Source organism: Kribbella sp. NPDC000426 (assembly GCF_040300265.1).
Taxonomy (GTDB): Bacteria; Actinomycetota; Actinomycetes; order Propionibacteriales; family Kribbellaceae; genus Kribbella.
Window position 1 is genome coordinate 293,891 of the sequence record NZ_JBEPDK010000001.1, and the last position, 19,176, is coordinate 313,066.

General features: G+C 68.8%; 17 protein-coding genes. 8 read left to right on the forward strand and 9 right to left on the reverse strand.

Annotation, left to right across the window (positions count from 1 at the left end; translation table 11 throughout):
* Positions 1–127: 127 nt before the first annotated feature.
* From ABT313_RS01410 to ABT313_RS01420, 3 genes are read left to right on the forward strand one after another with little or no spacing between them, the layout of a single operon-like run.
* Entirely contained in the window at positions 128–1,447 is a 1,320-nt protein-coding gene (locus tag ABT313_RS01410; RefSeq protein ID WP_350847427.1) for an L-fuconate dehydratase, read from the forward strand.
* Positions 1,444–2,202, forward strand: a complete 759-nt coding sequence (locus ABT313_RS01415) for a FadR/GntR family transcriptional regulator (RefSeq protein ID WP_350847429.1) — start codon at positions 1,444–1,446, stop codon at positions 2,200–2,202. The genes ABT313_RS01410 and ABT313_RS01415 overlap by 4 nt, the downstream gene beginning before the upstream one ends.
* The gene (locus ABT313_RS01420; protein WP_350847430.1) at positions 2,199–4,259 is read left to right on the forward strand and encodes a glycoside hydrolase family 36 protein; all 2,061 of its coding nucleotides are present in this window, start codon (positions 2,199–2,201) and stop codon (positions 4,257–4,259) included. Before ABT313_RS01415 ends, ABT313_RS01420 begins: the two co-directional genes overlap by 4 nt.
* Here ABT313_RS01420 and ABT313_RS01425 read toward each other — a convergent pair.
* Positions 4,246–4,890 carry a response regulator gene (locus ABT313_RS01425; RefSeq protein ID WP_350847432.1) on the reverse strand — a complete coding sequence of 215 codons (645 nt, stop codon included), beginning with the start codon at positions 4,888–4,890 and terminating at the stop codon, positions 4,246–4,248. The two genes, ABT313_RS01420 and ABT313_RS01425, sit on opposite strands and share 14 nt — an antisense overlap.
* The gene (locus ABT313_RS01430) at positions 4,887–5,828 is read right to left on the reverse strand and encodes a HAMP domain-containing sensor histidine kinase (RefSeq protein ID WP_350847435.1); all 942 of its coding nucleotides are present in this window, start codon (positions 5,826–5,828) and stop codon (positions 4,887–4,889) included. Before ABT313_RS01430 ends, ABT313_RS01425 begins: the two co-directional genes overlap by 4 nt.
* 195 nt (positions 5,829–6,023) lie before the next feature.
* Between ABT313_RS01430 and ABT313_RS01435 the strand changes: the two genes are divergently transcribed.
* A complete protein-coding gene (locus ABT313_RS01435; protein ID WP_350847437.1) occupies positions 6,024–6,572 on the forward strand; it encodes an SPFH domain-containing protein in 549 nt (182 codons plus the stop codon).
* Here ABT313_RS01435 and ABT313_RS01440 read toward each other — a convergent pair.
* Entirely contained in the window at positions 6,560–7,846 is a 1,287-nt protein-coding gene (locus tag ABT313_RS01440; RefSeq protein WP_350847439.1) for an ArsB/NhaD family transporter, read from the reverse strand. The genes ABT313_RS01435 and ABT313_RS01440 overlap by 13 nt on opposite strands.
* 2 nt (positions 7,847–7,848) lie before the next feature.
* Entirely contained in the window at positions 7,849–8,367 is a 519-nt protein-coding gene (locus tag ABT313_RS01445; RefSeq protein ID WP_350847440.1) for a CBS domain-containing protein, read from the reverse strand.
* A 221-nt stretch (positions 8,368–8,588) separates the two neighbouring features.
* On the opposite strand from ABT313_RS01445, the gene ABT313_RS01450 reads away from it, so the two are divergent.
* The gene (locus tag ABT313_RS01450; RefSeq protein ID WP_350847442.1) at positions 8,589–9,305 is read left to right on the forward strand and encodes an alpha/beta fold hydrolase; all 717 of its coding nucleotides are present in this window, start codon (positions 8,589–8,591) and stop codon (positions 9,303–9,305) included.
* Positions 9,306–9,334: 29 nt separating this feature from the next.
* Positions 9,335–10,564: a PucR family transcriptional regulator gene (locus ABT313_RS01455; RefSeq protein WP_350847444.1), complete on the forward strand. Its 1,230-nt coding sequence runs from the start codon at positions 9,335–9,337 to the stop codon at positions 10,562–10,564.
* 30 nt (positions 10,565–10,594) lie between these two features.
* Here ABT313_RS01455 and ABT313_RS01460 read toward each other — a convergent pair whose 3' ends face one another.
* Positions 10,595–11,617, reverse strand: a complete 1,023-nt coding sequence (locus ABT313_RS01460; RefSeq protein WP_350847445.1) for a LacI family DNA-binding transcriptional regulator — start codon at positions 11,615–11,617, stop codon at positions 10,595–10,597.
* 281 nt (positions 11,618–11,898) lie between these two features.
* On the opposite strand from ABT313_RS01460, the gene ABT313_RS01465 reads away from it, so the two are divergent.
* Positions 11,899–13,323, forward strand: coding sequence for a glycoside hydrolase family 5 protein (locus ABT313_RS01465; protein ID WP_350847447.1), 1,425 nt, complete (start codon positions 11,899–11,901; stop codon positions 13,321–13,323).
* A 7-nt stretch (positions 13,324–13,330) separates the two neighbouring features.
* Entirely contained in the window at positions 13,331–15,463 is a 2,133-nt protein-coding gene (locus tag ABT313_RS01470) for an alpha-L-arabinofuranosidase family protein (RefSeq protein WP_350847448.1), read from the forward strand.
* A 62-nt stretch (positions 15,464–15,525) separates the two neighbouring features.
* On the opposite strand, the gene ABT313_RS01475 is transcribed toward ABT313_RS01470, so the two are convergent.
* From ABT313_RS01475 to ABT313_RS01490, 4 genes are read right to left on the reverse strand one after another with little or no spacing between them, the layout of a single operon-like run.
* Complete coding sequence (locus ABT313_RS01475; RefSeq protein ID WP_350847450.1) at positions 15,526–15,864, reverse strand: DUF202 domain-containing protein; 339 nt, start codon at positions 15,862–15,864, stop codon at positions 15,526–15,528.
* Positions 15,861–16,235 carry a YidH family protein gene (locus ABT313_RS01480; RefSeq protein WP_350847451.1) on the reverse strand — a complete coding sequence of 125 codons (375 nt, stop codon included), beginning with the start codon at positions 16,233–16,235 and terminating at the stop codon, positions 15,861–15,863. Before ABT313_RS01480 ends, ABT313_RS01475 begins: the two co-directional genes overlap by 4 nt.
* Positions 16,232–17,614 carry a sulfatase family protein gene (locus tag ABT313_RS01485; RefSeq protein ID WP_350847453.1) on the reverse strand — a complete coding sequence of 461 codons (1,383 nt, stop codon included), beginning with the start codon at positions 17,612–17,614 and terminating at the stop codon, positions 16,232–16,234. Before ABT313_RS01485 ends, ABT313_RS01480 begins: the two co-directional genes overlap by 4 nt.
* On the reverse strand, positions 17,611–19,173 hold the full coding sequence (locus tag ABT313_RS01490; RefSeq protein WP_350847455.1) for an arylsulfatase: 1,563 nt from the start codon (positions 19,171–19,173) through the stop codon (positions 17,611–17,613). Before ABT313_RS01490 ends, ABT313_RS01485 begins: the two co-directional genes overlap by 4 nt.
* Positions 19,174–19,176: the final 3 nt, after the last annotated feature.

Genomic DNA, 19,176 nt, shown 5'->3' on the forward strand with positions numbered 1-19,176 from the left:
CCGTCGAGAAGACCAGCTATTAATCCTATGAATTGCCGGGATCGTAGCGCTCAGGGTTCTCCTGGTCCATACTGAACGGCATCAAAGGTGGCGAAAGATCCCATCTATTGCGTTTGAGAGGCCCGCCATGCCATGCATCACCTCGGTGGAGGTCGTCGACGTCCGGTTCCCGACCTCGCTCAACAGCGACGGATCCGACGCGATGAACAAGGACGGCGATCACTCGGCGGCGTACGTCGTCCTGCGCACCGACGAGCCCGGCCTGGCCGGGTACGGCCTGACGTTCACGATCGGTCGCGGTACCGACCTGTGCGCTGCTGCCGCCCGCCAGCGCGCCGAACCGCTGATCGGCCGGGACATCGACGAACTGTGCGCCGATCTGGGCGGGATCTACACCGAGCTCCAGTCGGACAGCCAGTTGCGGTGGCTCGGGCCGGACAAGGGCGTCATTCACCTGGCCCTGGCCGCGGTCATGAACGCGGTCTGGGACCTGGCCGCCCGGCGGGCCGGCGTACCGCTGTGGCGTCTGTTGTCCGACATGTCGCCCGAAGAGCTCGTCGCGGCCGCCGATCTGCGGTACCTGTCCGACGTCCTGACGCCCGACCAGGCGATCGCACTGCTGGCCCGCCAGGAACCGGGCCGCAAGCAACGAATCGAGGAGCTCGAGGCATCCGGCTACCCGTGCTACACGACGTCGGCCGGCTGGCTCGGGTACTCCGATGCCAAGCTACGCAGGCTTTGTGAGGAAGCCGTTGCCTCCGGCTACAAACACGTCAAGCTGAAGGTCGGCGCCAACCTGGCCGACGACATCCGGCGCTGCGGGATCGCCCGCGACGTCATCGGGCCCGAGGGTCATCTGATGATCGACGCGAACCAGGTGTGGGACGTGCCGCAGGCGATCGAATGGGTGAAGGCGCTGGCCGAGTTCGACCCGCTGTGGATCGAGGAGCCCACCAGCCCCGACGACATCCTCGGGCACGCCGCGATCCGCAAGGCCGTCGCTCCCATCGGCGTGGCCAGCGGCGAGCACGGCATGAACCGGGTGCTGTTCAAGCAAATGTTCCAGGCCGGCGCGCTCGACTACTGCCAGCTCGACGCGGCCCGGCTGGGCAGCATCAACGAGGTACTCGCGGTCTACCTGCTCGCCGCCTCCTTCGACGTACCGGTGTGCCCGCACGCCGGCGGAGTCGGTCTGTGCGAGCTCGTCCAGCATCTCTCGATCTTCGACTACGTCGCCGTTTCGGGCAGCCTCGACGGCCGCGTCACGGAGTACATCGACCACCTGCACGAACACTTCGTCGAGCCCTGCGTGGTCCGGAACGGCTCGTACGTACTTCCGGTCGTGCCCGGTTACAGTGCGGAGATGTACACCGAATCACTCGACACCTACCGCTTCCCGGACGGCTCCTACTGGGCCGGACGCGCAGCCGCGGATGCGCTGCCATGACGCCGGGCAAGCTCGCCGAACAGCCCCGTACTCCGGGCGTATCGCAGACCGATGTCGTGGTCGAGGGCATCCGGCAGCTGATCATCGACGGCCGGCTGCGGCCCGGTGACCGGCTGCCGGTCGAGAAGGATCTCGCGGCGGCCCTCGGGGTCTCCCGGAACCCTTTGCGGGAAGGAGTTCGCGCGCTGTCGATGATGGGGGTGCTCGAGACCCGGCAAGGCGACGGGACCTACGTCACCAAGCTCGACCCCTCGATGCTGCTGGCCCCGATCGGCTTCGTGGTCGACCTGCAGGACGGGAGCGGAACCACCCACCTGCATTCGGTCCGGCGAATCCTCGAGACCGAGGCCGCCGCCGCGGCGGCGCAGCGGGTCGGCGCCGCGGAACTCGAGGCCGCGGCCGAGCTGCTGCGGCACAACGAGGCCGAACTGGCGCGCGACGAGCCCAACCACGAAACGGTGATCGAGAACGACATCGCCTTCCACCGCATCATCGCGGAGGCAGCCGGCAACCCCGTGCTGACCGCGCTGATCGACGCGCTCGGCGGCCGGACGATGCGGGACCGGCTCCGGCGATCGATCACGCAACCCGGCGCCGACGACACCGCCCATCGCGAACACCTCTCGATCCTTGCCGCCCTGACCGCACACGACTCGAACCGGGCCCGGACCTGGATGTCCGCCCATCTGTTCACGGTCGAGGACTACCTCCTCGAACGAGGAGTCGTGAGCCCGACCACGGAAGAGGCCGTGTGAAGCTGCTGAGCTGGAGCACACCTGACCTGAGCCTGACCTTCGCCCTCGACGACGGGCCGGTGCGGCTGATCGCCGTCCGCGAACCCACCCAACCCGAGCGTCCTGCGCCGGAGACGAGCCAACCGTTGGTCGAGGTGTCAGCCGTCGGATCCGGGCTGTCCCCCAGCAGCTACCGGCACGTGGAAACCACGCTGGGTCAGGGATTGCGGTACGTCCGGCACGAGCAGAGCGACGGCTCGTTGCGCATCCTGCAGGAGGACCGCGACTCCGGGCTGCGCGTCACCAGCGTGTTCGAAGCGGGCGCCGGCGTCCGCGCCTGGTCCGAGGCATCCCTCGCCGGACCTGGCAGTCTCGAGCTCACGTTCCTGTCGTCGCTTGCCGTCGGCATCGAAACTGTCGACGCCGACCTGTACTCCGCGGACAACAGCTGGATGACCGAGAGCAGATGGTCGGCGACGTCGTTGCGGGCCGGGGCGCTCACCGACATCGTGAGCGAGGGTCATCGGCACGTCGCCCGGACCCGGCACGCGGTGACCAACCTCGGCTCGTGGTCCAGCGGTGAGCGGCTGCCGATCGGCGTGCTCGTCGACCGGAGTACGCCGTACGCCCTGGGCTGGCAGATCGAGCACAACGGGCCGTGGCACTACGAGATCGGCGAGAGCCGGAACGGCGGCTACCTGGTGCTGAGCGGCCCGACCGACCAGGAACACCAGTGGAGCGTGCAGCTCACCGAGGACACACCGTTCACGTCGGTGCCCGTGTCGCTTGTCGCCGGCACCGACCGGGACACAACGTTCGCGGCGCTCACCCGGCAACGACGCGCCGTACGCCGACGCCGCCCGGCCGACGACCGGATGCCGGTGATCTTCAACGACTACATGAACACCCTGCTGGGCGATCCGACGACGGACAAGCTCCTGCCGCTGATCGACGCGGCCGCCGAGGCCGGCGCGGACTACTTCTGTATCGACGCCGGCTGGTACGCCGACGGCGACTGGTGGAACACCGTCGGCGCCTGGCAACCCTCGACGACGCGCTTCCCGAACGGGCTCGCCGAGGTCATCGACCGGATCCACTCCCACGCCATGGTTCCCGGCCTCTGGCTCGAACCCGAGGTCATCGGCGTCCGCTCACCGATCGCCGACGAGCTGCCCGACGAAGCGTTCCTCAGCCGCCGCGGCACCCGGATCGCCGAATCCGGACGCTACCTGCTCGACCTGCGCAACCCGGCCGCGCGCAAGCATCTCGACGACACCGTCGACCGGCTGGTCGAGGAGTTCGGCGTCGGCTTCTTCAAGTTCGACAACAACACCATGACCGGCCCCGGCACCGACAAGGGCGGTACGTCGCTCGGCCACGGACTCCTGGAACACAACCGGGCGCTCCTGGACTGGCTCGACGGACTCCACCAGCGCCATCCGGACCTCCTGATCGAGAACTGCGCCTCGGGCGCGATGCGGATGGACTACGGGATGCTGTCCCGCCTCCACCTGCAGTCCACCTCGGACCAGGAAGATCCGTTGCTCTACGCACCTATTGCCGCAGCAGCACCGGCCGCCCTGCTCCCGGAGCAGGCGGGCAACTGGGCGTACCCGATCGCGGGCACCACCCGCGAACAGTTCACCTTCGCCCTCGTCAACGGCATCGCCGGTCGCCTGTACCTGTCCGGTCATCTCAACCGGATGGCGCCGGCCGAGCTCGACCTGGTCCGCTCGGCGCTCGCGGCCCATCGCAACATCCTCAAGGATCTCGACACCCTCGTTCCCAGCTGGCCCCTCGGTCTGCCCGGGTGGAGCGACGACTGGATCGCCCTCGCCCTCAACGGCCCGGACGCCACATACCTGACCCTGTGGCACCGCAGTCCCGGCCCCGCCACCATCAGCTTCCCCATCCGCCGATCCACGATCGCGCCGCATTTCCCGGCCGACGACACCGATTGGACTTACAGCTGGTCCGACGACGACGTACTCACCATCACCACGACGACGCCTGAACCCTCGGCCCGCGTCCTCCGGCTGACCGCCGCGAACCAAGGCACCGCGGTCACGGCTCGATGAGGCCGGCGCGGATGGCGTAGCGCGTGAGTTCGGTCCGGTCGCGCATGCCGAGTTTCTGCAGGATGTTGGCGCGGTGGCGTTCGACGGTCTTGTGGCTGATCGTCAGGATGCGGGCGATCTCCTTCGACGGATGGCCTTCCGCGATCAGCTTCACGACCTCGTCCTCGCGCGCGGTGAGGACCTGACCGGGGACCCGCTCCCCGCGCCGGACCCGATCGAGGTAGTCACGCACCAGCGTGCTCATCACCCCGGGATACAGGAACGACTCGCCGCGCCCGGCGGCCCGGCAGGCGTCGACGAGATCGCGGTCGGCGACCGACTTGAGCACGTATCCGCACGCACCGGCCTTCAACGCGGCGAAGAAGTACTGCTCGTTGTCGTACATCGAAAGCATCAGGATCCGCGGCGGTTCGCGCCGGCGGGACAGCTCACGCGCCGCCTGCAGGCCGGTCATCCGCGGCATGGCGACGTCCAGCACGGCGAGATCGACAGGTGTGTCCCGGAACGCCTGCACCGCCTCGGCGCCGTCGCCGGCCTCGGCGACCACCTGCAGGTCCGGCTGGCTGTCCAGGATCAGCCGTACGCCGCGGCGCACCAACGCATGGTCGTCGGCCAGCAGGATCCTGATCATGACTGCTCCAGCGGAACTGTCAGGCGCACCGACGTACCCTTGGCTCCCGGACCGACCGTCAACTCGGCCCCGATCAGCAGTGCACGCTCGCGCATGCCGCGAATTCCCGTCCCTTCCTCGGCGCCCCGGATCCCCGTCCCGTCGTCTTCGACCGTGAGAATCACCGCCGCGCCTTGCCGCTGCAGGGACAACTGCACGACACGGGCCTGTGAGTGCCGGGCCGCGTTGGTCAGCGCTTCCTGGGCGACCCGGTAAATAACGAGTTCCCGCTCGTGCCCCAGCTCCGGCAGTCCCGGCGACGTAACCCGCCGTACGTGCAGGCCGTGCGCCGAGAACTCACTGGCGAGCGCGGCCAGTGCGCTCTGCAGGCCAAGGTCCTCCAGCACGCCCGGCCGTAAACGACGTGCCACACTCCGCACCTCGTCGAGCGTCGCCCGCGCCGTCTCCTGCACCTCCGTCAACTCCTTCTGCACAGCAGGCGGCACACCCGACGACAACTGCTTGAGGCCGAGCAGTACGGCGGTCAGACCCTGCCCGATCTCGTCGTGCAACTCGCGTGCGATCCGGTGCCGCTCGGCCTCCTGCGCCTCCAGCGCCTTCGCGTTGCTGCGGCCGCGCTCGGTCTCCAGCCGCTCGAGCATCGCGTTGAACCCGCGGACCAGTTGCTCCACCGCTCCGTTGCGCGACTCCGGCAACCGCCGCCCGGGCCGTTGCAGGTCGACGGTATCCATCATGCGGACCAGCCGGTCCAGCGGCGCCAGGCTGTTCCGGAGCAGGATCGAGTTCAGTACGACGATGCCGATCAGACCGAGCACCAGGACGACAGCCTCCGACACCAGCACCGTCGCCGATACGGTGACCGGTGCCAGCGCCAGCGCGGCGGTGCCGAGCACGAACACCAGCCCGTTGATCAGGCATACCCGCCAGTACAAAGGCATTCCGGCTCCCGTCTTCACCTCTCCAGCCTCCATCACCGGGCTCGGCACTGTCCATGTTGATGGTCGGAAGTGGGTGGCAGCACTCATACCGCCGCCGCGGTCCGATCGCCAGACTGGGAGTGCGGCGAGGCGTCCCGCGGGCCGAGGGGATCGCGGGCCGGCGCCTCGCCGCACCATCGTTCCCGGGAGGCCGGTATGCAGTTCACGACACCTGTCCTCGCGGCGCCGATCGCCCGTCCCTGGGCGATTCTGGCCGCACTCCTCGTCCTCGCGGCGGTCGCCGCGATCGAGCCGCGCGTCGTACCCCGGAGCCGCTGGCTCGCCGTACTGCGGGCCGGCCGCGTCGCCCGGGTGGTCACGGCCGGCCTCACGATCCGCGTACCGCTCCTGGAGCGCTACGTATGGTTGCCGAGGGCATGCACCCGCCGGCCGCTCGTCGTCACGTCCCGCAGCCTCGAAGGCGTCGAGGTCCGGATCTCCGGCGAGGTCGGCATCCGGATCGTCGACCCTGCGGCCGCCGTCGAGAACTCGCTCCTGCCGACGGACCTCGCGCTCGACGAGATCGAGCGTTCGCTGGCCCGGACGGTGGCTCGCTGCGACGTCGCGGCCCTCGCCGAACTGCCGGCGTTCCTCGAGCTCGCGATCGACGTACCGGGTGTGCAGGTCACCGCAGTCGACGTCGGGAGCGTCGAGGTCGTGCTCTCGCCGCTCGCGCTCCGTTCGCTCGCGGATCAGACGAAGTAGCGCAGCCACACGTACACCCAGGCGAGACTGATGCTGAGAGCGGTCACCACGACGCCGTACCGGGTGAACTGCCAGAACGTGATGTGGTGCCCGCTGCGGGAGGCGATCCCGAGGGCGACCACATTGGCGCTCGCGGCGATCGCCGTACCGTTGCCGCCGAAGTCGGCGCCGAGCGCGAACGCCCACCACAGCGCCTGCCCGGTCCGCGGATCCGGCCCCTGCTCCACGACACCCTCGACGACCGGCGTCATCGTGGCGACGTACGGGATGTTGTCGAAGAACGCTCCGAGGATGCCCGAGCCGAACAGCAGAGCGGTTGCCGCCAGCAAGTATCGGTCCCCGATCGCCGAGACCGCCCAGTCGCCGATCGTCTCGATCACGCCGGTGTGCACCAGGCCCGAGACCATCACGAACAGGCCCATGAAGAAGACGAGCGTGGACCATTCGACCTCGCGCAGCACCTCGCCGACATCGGTCTTCGCCACCAGCACCATCACACCGGCGCCGATCAACGCCACCAGCGACGGCTCGAGGTGGATCACCGAGTGCAGCGTGAAGCCGGCGACCATCACGGCCAGCACAGCCAGGCATCGGGCCAGCAGCCACGGGTCCCGGATCGCCCGCCGCTCCTGCAATGCGAGGATCGCGGCGACCTGCTCCGGGTTGTACCGCAGGTCCTTGCGGAACAGGAATCTCGTCAGGACGACGAACAGCACGAACACGACCACCACGATCGGCGTCATGTGGACGAGGAAGTCGTTGAAGGACAGCCCGGCCCGGCTGCCGATGATGATGTTCGGCGGATCGCCGATCAGCGTCGCGGCGCCGCCGATGTTCGACGCGAGCACCTCGGCGATCAGATAGGGCTGCGGCGCGATCCGGAGCCGCTCGCAGACCACGATCGTCACCGGCGCGACCAGCATGATCGTGGTCACGTTGTCGAGGAACGGCGAGGCGACCGCGGTGATCAGCATCAGCAGCACCATCAACCGGTACGGGCGGCCGCGCGAGCGTTTCGCCGCCCAGATGCCGAGGTAGTCGAACACCCCGGTCTGCTTGATGATTCCGATCACGATCATCATGCCGAGCAGCAGGAAGATGACGTTCCAGTCGATCCCTTCGTGTTCGGAGAAGAACACCTCCGTACCCGGCGCCAGCCCGAGGACGAGCATCGCAGCGGCCCCGATCAGGACGACCTTGACCTTGCCCGCCTTCTCGGTGGCGATGTAGAAGAACGCCAGGCCGAAGATTGCGAGCGCGACGAATGGCCTCACCGCTACCCCGTCGGCTGGTCGCCGAGTCCGGCCACCGCCAGGCTAGTCAGCAGACGGTCCAGAGTGATGACGCCGGTCAGCATCCCGTCGGAGCCGACGACCGCCGCCAGCGGACTCCGGCCGCGCGCCATCACCGCGGCGATCTCCAGCAGCGTTGCGTCCGCGGTCACCGTCACGGGCCTGGCCACCGGACGCGGCAGACAGTCGCCGACGGTCAACCCACCGAGCTCGCGCCAGAAGGCGTCGGCCGACGGCTCGTCGACCGTCCGAACCAGCATCGGGTCTTCCTGGAAAGCCGCCGGAATGCTCAACCTCAGCACCTGCGACCCCGGCAGCACCGCGAGCGGCCGACCGAGGTCGTCCACCACCACCATCCCCGGCATTCGGCCGACAGCCATCAACTGCACCGCCTTGGCCACCGGATCCAGCACCGTCACCGTGGGCAACCCGACCGCTATATCGCCGGCACGCATCGACCAACTCCGCCGGACCTTCGCACTGACACCACTGACACCACTCACCCCGACCTCCCGGACCGCCCGCACCGACGGCCTTGCTGAGCAGCCAGTCTTGTCGGGCGCACAGTGGGAAACCATGGGGTCCGGACCCCACATCGCCGCGCCGACAGGCCTGTTCGCAGGAACAACGAACAGGCCTCTTCCGGTTGGCCGGGAACATGGTGCGGACCGGTCAGAGGTTGCAGCGTGGTGCGCAGTCATTCCCGACCGGAACGAGGCTCCTCATGAACACTGCCCCACTGCCCACCGTCGTGCTGATTCATGGCGCGTTCGCCGACGCCTCTGGTTGGCAGGCGGTGGCCGACGACCTGCGCGGACGCGGGTATCCGGTCCTCGCGCCGGCCAATCCGCTGCGTGGCGTCGCCGCTGATGCCGACTACGTCCGCGACGTCGTGTCGACGATCGAGGGCGACGTCGTACTCGTCGGCCACTCGTACGGCGGCTGCGTGATCACAAACGTCGGCACGGGAAACCCCCGGGTCCGGGCGCTGGTCTACATCGCGGCGTTCGCACCGGACGAGGGCGAGACGCTGCTCGAGACCTTCGAGCTCGGCGGCGGATCGACCGAGCTCGGTGACCACCTGGACCGGCGTCCGTACCCAGGCGCGGCCGAGGGCGACGCCGACGGCTACATCGAACTGGAGTCCTTTCACCGGTTGTTCTGTGCCGACCTGAGCGCGGAGCTGGCCGGGTTCATGTCGGTCGCGCAGCGTGGGTTCGCTCTCTCGTGCCTGTCCTCGCCGTCCGGAGTGCCTGGCTGGCGGACGATCCCGAGCTGGTACCTCGTGGCCGCCGACGACGCGACGATCCCGCCGGAGGCCCAGCGCGCGATGTCCAAGCGGGCCGGCGCACACACCGTGGAGGTCAGCAGCTCGCATGTCGCGATGATCAGCAAGCCGGCCGAAACCGTCGAGCTGATCGTCGCTGCCGCCGGCGGCTGACGCGGGTGAGCAGGTACTAGGCTGATCGCGTGACGCACAGCGGGGCCACGGGCGGTCCGGATCCGGCGCTCGTGGCACTCGCCGGCCGGCTGCTCGGCGAGCTCGACGGCTTCGCCGACGAGATCGCGTCCGCGATCGAGGCCCGCCTCGACTTCTACGCCGCGCACACCGTCGTACCGGCCGACGACCTGCGGGCCTCCGTGCGCGGAAACCTCGAGTACGTACTGCGATCCTTGCGTGAGGACCAGTACGCCGATGTCGCGGCGGCCCGGACGACCGGTGCGCTGCGCGCCGAGCAGGGCGTGCCGCTCGCGGTCGTGATGGCGGCGTTCCGCATCCTGTTCAGCCAGATCTGGCACAGCCTGGTGCGGCACGCCCGCGCTCACCAGCAAGTCTCGAACCAGGCACTGGTCGACGCCGCCTCCGACCTGTGGTCCGCGCACGACACATTCGCCGAAGAGATGGCCGCGGCGCATCGCGAGGCGACGATGACGCTGGTACTGCGCAACGAGGGCGAACGGTCGGCCCTGGTCGGCGCGCTGCTGGAGGGACGGCCGCTGCCCGAGACCTCGGTGTGGGACGTCGCGGATGTCCTTCGCCTGCCCAAACGCGGTCCGTTCGTCGTGGTTGCCGCCGAAGCGGTACAACTGGCCCAGGAGGCGTTGCCCGGGGTCGAGAACCGTCTGCGAGCCCGCCGGATCGGGTCGGCGTGGCGGTTGATGCCCGACGCGCAGATCGGGATCGTCCGTTTCGAGAACGACGCCGACATCCGCCCGCTCACCACGATCCTGACCGCGGCCGCAAGCAGCCGGGTCGGCATCAGCCCGCCGTACGCCGCCCTGACCGAGACTGCGGCGGCGCTGCGGTTCGCGCGGATCGCGATGGCAAGCACAGCCGCGGGGGCGCCGCACGTCACGATGTTCGACGACTTTCCACTCTCCGTCGCGGCTGTCAGCACGCCTGAGGTGATGCAGCGGGTCCGGCAGACGGTGCTCGGTCCGATCCTCGACCTACCTGCCGAGCAGTGCGAAGTCCTGCTCGAGACGCTGGCCGCGTGGCGCGACAACGGCGGCTCGGCGGCGGCAGCTGCGAAGGTCCTGTTCTGTCATCCGAACACAGTCCGCCACCGGCTGCGCCGGGTCGAAGCGACCACCGGCCGCTCCCTCAGCGACCCGAGGGCCACCGCCGAGATCCTGATCGCCCTGGAAGCGGCGTCGCTGGAACTGACGCAGTCGTCCTGGTCCGATCGTCGTACCTGACCGGGCAAGCTGCGCCGACGGCGCCCGGTTCTACCCCGGACGCCTGGCCGCAGGTGGGGCCGTGCTCTCGCGGATCGTGAGTTCGGTGGCCAGCTCCAGGCGGCTGGGGTCGCCTGCCTCGGCTCGGCCCTCGACGATCACCTCGACGGCCATCCGGGCCATGTCAACGAGCCGCTGGTGGACAGTCGTCAGCGGCGGTGTCACCCAGTCGCAGGCAGCGAGATCGTCGAACCCGACCACGCTGATGTCGTCGGGAACCCGGACACCGCGCGCCTGGAGCGCCTTGTACGCGCCGAAGGCCTGGAGATCGGTGCCGGCGAAGATCGCCGTCGGCGGTTCGGCGAGGTCCAGCAACTCGAGCGCGGCCGCCTCCCCGCTCGGCGGGAAGTGGTCGCCGAAGCGCAGCAACTCCGGGTCGGGCGTGATGCCCGCGCGTTCCAGCGCCGCGCGGTACCCACCGAGCCGCGCCTGTGTGCACAGGAGATTCGGCAGTCCGGCGATCATCGCGATCCGTCGGTGGCCGAGGCCGACGAGGTGTTCGGTAGCGGCCAGCCCTCCGGCCCAGTTGGTCGATCCGATCGAAGGGATGCCCGGTTCGGGATCGCCCATCGGATCGATCAGCACCAGCGGTACGCCGAGAGCGTCGAGCCGCTCGCGCTCGGCCGGCCCGAGGTTCGAGACAGCGAGCAGAACGCCGTCGGAGTGCCGCCCGGCGAGATTGTCCAACCATCGCTGCGCGTCCGTCTGGGCGCTGTGCACCGCCGACACCACGAGACCGATACCGGCCGCACGGCAGGCGTCCTCCGCGCCGCGGATGATCTCGACCGACCAGGGCGTCGCGAGCTCCTTGATCACCAGGTCGACCAGCCCCGCCTTGGGCTGCTTGCCGCTCGGCCGGCGCTGGTAGTTGTGCGCCCGGAGCGCCTCCTGCACCCGCTCCCGGGTCTCCGGCGAAACCTCCGCACGTCCGTTCAGCACCTTGGACACCGTCGGCGCCGACACCCCGGCGGCGCGAGCGACGTCGCTGATCTTCACCCGATCTGATCTGGCCACCACAACCTCGCAGAAATTTCGGCGCAGTTTCCGACAGTTTACGCACCCAGGGTCCTGCCGCGAATCATCGCGGCGAGGCGTTCGAAGTATTGACGACCAATGGACTTCGACCTAGCGTTCATCTCGAAAGATTCGGAAACTTTCACGGTCTTTCTGATCAGCAATCTCCGGACTCATCCGCCGTCCGGTCCGCTGCCGCGCAGTCGAAGAGGTTCCGTCATGCGTCGTTCATTGCGCTACTGGTCTGTCCTGACATCGATCGCCACCTCCGGGTTCGGCCGATGACCGCCGATGCGGCACACGTCGCGCTGCAGGTGGCGGGCAGTGAGCTGGTTACCCGCAGCGGGCGGCCGGTCCTGCTGCGCGGCGTCGGGCTCGGCGGCTGGCTCAGCATGGAGAACTTCATCACCGGCTATCCGTCGACGGAGGAGCTGCAGCGCCGGGCGCTGCGCGAAGTACTCGGCGACAAGGTCTACGACGCGTTCTTCGAGCGCTTCTACGAGACGTTCTTCGCCGACGACGACGCGGCGTACCTGGCTTCGCTCGGTCTCAACTGTGTCCGGCTGGCAGTCAACTACCGGCATTTCGAGGACGACGAACGGCCGAAGGTCCTTAAAGACGAGGGATTCCGGTTGCTGGACCGCGCGGTCGAGACTTGTGCCCGGCACGGTCTCTACACGATCATCGACCTGCACGCCGCACCCGGATTCCAGAACCAGCGCTGGCACAGCGACAACCCGACGCACCTCTCGCTGTTCTGGCAGCATCGCGATTTCCAGGACCGCGTGGTGCATCTGTGGGAGGCGCTGGCCGACCGGTACCGCGGCAATCCCTGGGTGGCCGGCTACAACCTGCTCAACGAGCCGGCCGCTCCGACCGGCCAGAGCCTCGCCGCGTTCTACACCCGGCTGTACGACGCCGTCCGAGCGGTCGATCCGGACACCGTGATCTTCCTCGACGGAAACCGGCACGCCACCGACTTCGCGCTCTTCGGCGAGCCCTGGCCGAACACCGTCTACAGCGTCCACGACTACGCGCTGGCCGGCTACGCGGACTCCGGCCCGTACCCGGGCGTCTCGCGCGGGCGGTACGTCGACGCGGCCGCGGTCGAGGCGACGTTCCTCGAGCGCACGCAGTACATGCTCAAGACCGGGACACCGATCTGGGTCGGCGAGTTCGGGCCGGTGTACTCCGGCGACCCCGAGCAGGACGAGTCCCGGTACGGCGTACTCCGCGACCAACTGGAGATCTACGACCGGTACGGCGCCGGCTGGAGCCTGTGGACGTACAAGGACATCGGGCTGCAAGGGCTCGTGCACGTGGCGCCCGATTCGCCGTACCTGCAGCAGATCGCGCCGGTGCTGGCGAAGAAGGCACGCCTCGGCGTCGACGCGTGGGGGTCCGTCGACACCGGCGTCCGGCACCTGCTCGACCCGATCGAGCAGACCTTCGACACCGAGTTCCCGAATTTCGACCCACTGCCGTTCGGGCGGCGGCAGTGGATCGCGACCTTGGTCCGGCACATCCTGCTCGCCGAACCGCTGGTCGACGATTTCGCCCGCTCGTTCGCCGGTCTCGGCGTCGAGCAGGTCCAGGAGCTGGCCGACTCGTTCCGGCTCGATCGCTGCCGCACGCGCGATCGGCTCGCCACCGCTGTGCGAGCACCAGACATTGACCCGTCCACAGCAGCATTGAGGGAAGGTTGAGGACCAGATGGACAGCACGTCTACAGCCACCGGTACAGACAACGGCACGGACAGCGGCGGCATCTCCCGCCGTACCGTGATCCAGGCCTCCGTGGCAGCCGGTCTGGCGACCGGCCTGTGGGCCACCACCTCCGGCACCACCGCCTACGCGGCCGGGCCGGCGATCAGCGCGGGTATCGACGCCACCAAGCAGTCCGCCCCGATCCTCCCGTACGTCTACGGCGCGTTCATCGAGCACATCGGCACGCTCGTCTACGACAGCCTGTGGTCGGAGGTACTTGCCGACCGCAAGTTCTACAGCGCGGTCGACCTGCTGAGCCCGAACACCCGCAAGTGGCGGCCGGTCGGCCCGGCCGCCGACGTCACCATGGACACCAAGGACCCGTATGTCGGCGAGCAGTCGCCGAAGGTCGCGCTGAGCCGCTCGGAGACCCGCGGGATCCAGCAGACCGGACTCGGCCTCGCCGCCAAGGCGTACGTCGGCCGCGTGGTGATCGCCGGCGATCCGGGCTCGCACATCGTCGCCACGCTGTCGTGGGGTGACGGACCGGGTCAGAGCCAGAGCGTCACGCTCGCGGTCAAGAAGGCCTGGACGACGATCCCGCTCCGGTTCGTCTGCCGGACCGCGACGACCACCGGCACCCTGCAGATCTCCGGCACCGGCACGGGCACGTTCCGGGTCGGCGCGGTGTCGCTGATGCCCGGCGACAACGTCAAGGGCTTCCGCAAGGACACCATCGACCTGCTCCGCGGGCTCGGCGGCTTCTGGCGGTTCCCCGGCGGGAACTTCGTCTCCGGCCACGACTGGCAGAACGCGATCGGCGATCCCGACCTGCGCCCGACCACCTTCGACCCCGACCGCAACAACCCGCAGTCCAACGACGTCGGCACCGACGAGTTCCTGGCGATGTGCGACCTGCTCGGCACCGAGCCGTACCCGTGCGTCAACACCGGTTTCGGCTCCGCCCGCGAGGCGGCGCTCCTGGTCGAGTACGTCAACGGCAAGGCCGACACCCCGATGGGTCAGCGCCGTGCCGCCAACGGCCACCCCAAGCCGTACGGCGTCAAGTACTGGGCCGTCGGCAACGAGATGTTCGGCTTCTGGCAGCTGGGCTACATGTCGCCGGCGCACTACATGATCAAGCACAACCTCTTCGCGGACGCGATGCGGAAGGTGGACCCGTCGATCGCCATCGTCGCGGTCGGCGCCTTCCCGGCCAGCATGACCGTGCACCGGCTGCCGTACTACATCGACCCGAGCAGCCGGCAGATCGTGCAGCCCACGCCGGTCAAGGTCGAGTACGGCTCGTTGACCGATTGGAACCACCGGCTGCTGACCAGCAGCGCCGGCAAGTTCGACATCATCTCCGAGCACTGCTACGGAACCACGCAGCGCTTCGACCTCGACCAGGGCAAGTACGTCGACGTGACGCCGGCGGAGTCGATGGTCGACTCCTGCCGCCGGGGCGCCGGCTACATCAAGTCGGTGCGGGAGAACTGGGAGCTGTACGCGAAGGACTTCCCGGAGCTCGCACAGGACCAGATCAAGGTCAGCATCGACGAGTGGGGCTTCCAGAAGGCCAGCGGGATGAAGCAGCTGTTCGGCCTGGCGATGATGCTGCACGAGATGTTCCGGGGCAGCGACTTCATCACGATGGCGGCGTACACGATGGGCACGTCGTGGCTGTCGTACAACAAGACCGACTCGACCTACAGCGCGGCCGGTGTGCTGTTCAAGCTCTACCGGGAGCGGTTCGGCGTCACCCCGGTCGCACTGACCGGCAGCTCACCCCAGCCGGCGCCGACCTACCCGCCGGGCGGCGACCAGCCGATCGTCAACGCCGGCAGCCCGACGTACCCGGTCGACGCGATGGCCGCACTCTCGGCCGACGGCAAGACGTTGACAGTGGCAACCGTCAACGCCACCGCCGACGTCCAGGACATCGACCTGTCGTTCACCGGCTTCAACGCCCGCCCGAACGGCAAGCTGTGGCAACTCACCGGCACCACCCTCGACGCAACCAACCGAGTCGGCCAGCCGGCCCAGGTCACCGTCGCGGAACTCCCCTTCGACACCCGCACCGGCGTCCTCTCAGCTACGCCGTACACAGTCGAGATCCGCGCCTTCACCCGCGCCTAACCCCACCCCTCCCGGCCCCACGGCACCGACCTCACCCCTCGGCGCCGTGGGGCCACCGGGGATCAGGCCGCGTGGAGGACTGCTGCCGTGGCGAGGAGGCCGGCTGTTGAGGCGAAGAGGGTGACGGCGAACAGTTGCTTGCCGGCGGCTAAGCCGGCGAGTGATCCGTCGTTCGCCGTCGTGTTGAAGTGCAGGTATCGCGACCTGGCGGCAGTCCAGACGCAGATGGCGAGGACGACGCCCGCGATGCCGAACAACGCCCAGAGCAGGCTGCCGAGCATCTCCGGCAGGACGCGGACCGATACCAAGGACGCGGTCGCGATGGACAACGCCGTACGACGCCACGCGAGTTCGGTCCGCTCGGGCTGCAGGCCGGCGTCGAACAGAGGCTGGTGCGTCATCGCAGGACGACCGCGCAAGCGACCAGGGCTCCGACGACCGAGACCGTGATCCCCAGAGCGACACCGAGGTGCGCTCCGGGGAGAGGGCGCGATTCACGCAGGGCGCGCTCCGTCTTCGTCCACTCCCGCCAGGCGAGGGGCGGTGTCAGTGTCCCGGTTCCGATCAGGACCAAGGACGCGGCCAGCCGGAACCCGGGTTGCAGGTCGAGGCCGAGGCTCTCCAGGGCCACTCCTCCGGCCGTCAGCGCGAGGGCCGTGCGGGTCCACGCCAGGAACGTGCGTTCGTTGGCGAGCGTGAAGCGCGGGTCCGGTTCGTTGCCCGCGGCAAACACCCTTCGGGGGAACCGGACGCGCTCCGCGCTTGCGGTCACGGCTCGTCCCCGTCGCGGACGGCTGTCCCGATCGCGCCTTCGAAAGAGGTCCGCCGGGGATCGCCGGTGTCCGCCATCCAGCGGCCGAGCAGTGACCGCATCGATGTCAGCTGCTCCCGGTACTCGGGCCGGTTCGCGAGATTGTCGAGGCTGTCGGGATCCTCGACAAGGTCGTAGAGCTCTTCGACGGCACGGGTGCGGTAGAACCGGACGCGTTCCGAGACGGCATCGTCCGAACTCGCCGCGGCGAGCATCGCGGACCAGGACAGCCCCGCCATGTTCTCTGCTCGGTAGTCGGTCGTCCCGTCGGCCCAGCCGTTCCAGATGTAGCCGTAACGCTCGTTCTGGACGCAGCGCATCTCGTACCGGCGCTTGGCCGCGGTTTCGTGGAACACCGTGACAATGTGGTCGCGCTCGACTCCGGGTGCACCGCCGGTCAGCAGCGGAACCAGGCTTCGTCCGTCGGTGTCACCGGGCTCGACGCCGCCCACTTCGCAGAAGGTCGGGAACAGGTCGAGCATCGTGACGAAGCGGTCCGCCTCCTCGCCTGGATCGACCTGGCCTGGCCACCGAACGATCAAGGGGGTGTGCGTCGACTGCAGATAGCAGTTCGCCTTCGAGAACGGGAACGCCATCCCGTTGTCGGACAGGAAGACGACCAGCGTCGAGTCGGTCAGTCCGGCCGCGTCCAACCGGCCCAGCACAGCGCCGACGACGTCGTCGCACCGACGTGCGGAACTCAGGTACTGCGCGTACTCCTCACGGACCGCCGGCAGGTCCGGAAGGTACCCCGGCGGTACGGCGTGGTCCGCACCGAAGACGCGCGAGGGCTCGGGAATATCCGATGCAGCCGCACCGAACATCTCAGCCACGTCCGCCGAGCCGTGGAACGGCCGATGCGGGTCGTGGGCGTTGACCATCAGGAACCAGGGACGGCCCTCGGCACGGGCGAGGAAGCCGGCCGCCTCGTCGGCGTACCGCGCCGGGTCGCGCCCGAGTCCGAGGTCACGCATCTCGACGACGGTGTCCCAGCCGAACCGCTCGACGGGCTGCAGATGGTTCACCTTGCCGAGGATGCCGACGCTGTAGCCGGCCGCCGACAGCAGACTGGTCAGCAGCGGCACGCCGTCATTGATCGGCTGGAACCCTTCGGCGCCGTTGCGGTGCGGCCATTGGCCGGTCATGATCGCGGACCGGCTGGGCTGGCAGACAGCGATCGCGACATGCGCTCGACGAAAGACCATGCCTTCGGCAGCGAGCCGGTCCAGCGCCGGCGTGACACCGGCCGGGCCGCCGAACGCCCCAGGCGTCGTACCTTCCATGTCGTCGGCGGTGATCAGCAGGATGTTGGGGGGCGTCACCGCAGTACCGCCCGTCATCCGACCGCCCGGGACGTCGGGATGCCGCGCGCCGCATACCCGTCGAGCACGTCCTGCCAGGGAATGACGCCGTGCGACTCGGCCCACTCCTGGTAGACCGCGGCCAACTCGCTGACAAGATCCGGATGCTCGCCCGACAGATCGGCCGACTCGATCCGGTCCGCCTCGATGTCGTACAGCTCCCACGGACCGCCCCACTCGCGGACGAGTTTCCATCGTCCGCGCCGGACCGCGGCGTTGCCGATGTGCTCCCAGCACACGGTGCGTTCGGGGCTGCGGAGCTCCGGGGTCCGCCAGACGTCGAGGAGACTGGTTCCCTCGCCTGGGTTCGGTTCACCGAGCACCGCCATGACGGTCGGGACGATGTCCGTGACGTGGCCGACCTCGTGACTGATCGCGCCACCTGCCGGTACGCCGCCGCCGGGCCAGGACACGATGAACGGTGTCGAGATGCCGCCCTCGTGCACCCACCGTTTCCACAGCCGGAACGGCGTGTTCGACACGGTCGCCCAGTCCCGGCCGTAGCTCTGGTACGTCGTCTCCGGGCCGGGCATCACCGCAGGATCGTTGCCTGCGACAACTTCCTGGCCCGATCGCGTCACCGGCGGGCGGACGAGCTCGGAAAGGAACGTCGCACCCGGCGGCAGCTCTTCGGCACACCCGCCGTTGTCGGAGAAGAACACCACGATCGTGTCGTCCGAGACGCCTGACTCGTCCAGCGCGTCGAGGATCCGTCCGACGCCGCGATCGAGGGACTCGACCTGCGCCGCGTAGACGGCCATCCGCTCGACCTGCCACTCCTGGTCCTGCTCGGACCACTCCGCACCGTCGTCGACGTCAGCAGGCCGGTCGACCGCAGGCAGCAGACCTTCTTCCTGGAGCCGGCGCAGGCGTTCCTTACGCACCGGCCCCCACCCGGCGGCGTACCGATCGCGGTACTTCGCGATGTCCGCCTCGCGCGCGTGCAGAGGCCAATGCGGTGCCGTGTAGGCCAGGTACAGGAAGAACGGCTCGTCGTCCTGGGCGTGGTGACGGACGAACGCGGCTCCGTGCTCCGAGATGTCGTCGGTGAAGTAGAAGTCGTCGTCGAGTTCCTCGGCCGGGACCCGCTCCTCGCCGGCCACGAGCGGCGGCTGGTAGAAGCTGGACGCGCCCGGAAGGATGCCGCGGAATTCGTCGAAGCCGCGGCGGGTCGGCCAGGTGTCGCTCGGGTTGCTGAACTCGCTCGCCAGGTGCCACTTCCCGAACAGTCCGGTCGCGTAGCCCCGGGCGGACAGCAGCTCTGCAAGTGTGGGTACGCCGGTGGTCAGGGAGCCGGCGTACCCGGTCGGGCGGTTGTCCGTCGTGAGGACGCCGATGCCGACCGAGTGGGGGTGGTGTCCCGTGAGCAGTGCCGCCCGCGAAGGGCTGCAGCGCGGCGTCACGTAGTACGAGCTCATCCGGACACCGCGGTCGGACAGCCGCTGGAGCGAGGGCGTGTCGATCTCGCCTCCGAACGGGCCGATGTCGGAGTAGCCGAGGTCGTCGGCGAGGATGACGATGAGGTTGGGTTGGGGCACGGA

Bases quoted from the DNA above. Each gene is read 5' to 3' on its own strand.
- ABT313_RS01410 (WP_350847427.1), top strand. From the start codon at position 128: ATGCCATGCATCACCTCGGTGGAGGTCGTCGACGTCCGGTTCCCGACC.
- ABT313_RS01415 (WP_350847429.1), top strand. From the start codon at position 1,444: ATGACGCCGGGCAAGCTCGCCGAACAGCCCCGTACTCCGGGCGTATCG.
- ABT313_RS01425 (WP_350847432.1), bottom strand. From the start codon at position 4,890: ATGATCAGGATCCTGCTGGCCGACGACCATGCGTTGGTGCGCCGCGGC.
- ABT313_RS01430 (WP_350847435.1), bottom strand. From the start codon at position 5,828: ATGCCTTTGTACTGGCGGGTATGCCTGATCAACGGGCTGGTGTTCGTG.
- ABT313_RS01435 (WP_350847437.1), top strand. From the start codon at position 6,024: ATGCAGTTCACGACACCTGTCCTCGCGGCGCCGATCGCCCGTCCCTGG.
- ABT313_RS01450 (WP_350847442.1), top strand. From the start codon at position 8,589: ATGAACACTGCCCCACTGCCCACCGTCGTGCTGATTCATGGCGCGTTC.
- ABT313_RS01465 (WP_350847447.1), top strand. From the start codon at position 11,899: ATGACCGCCGATGCGGCACACGTCGCGCTGCAGGTGGCGGGCAGTGAG.
- ABT313_RS01470 (WP_350847448.1), top strand. From the start codon at position 13,331: ATGGACAGCACGTCTACAGCCACCGGTACAGACAACGGCACGGACAGC.
- ABT313_RS01475 (WP_350847450.1), bottom strand. From the start codon at position 15,864: ATGACGCACCAGCCTCTGTTCGACGCCGGCCTGCAGCCCGAGCGGACC.
- ABT313_RS01485 (WP_350847453.1), bottom strand. From the start codon at position 17,614: ATGACGGGCGGTACTGCGGTGACGCCCCCCAACATCCTGCTGATCACC.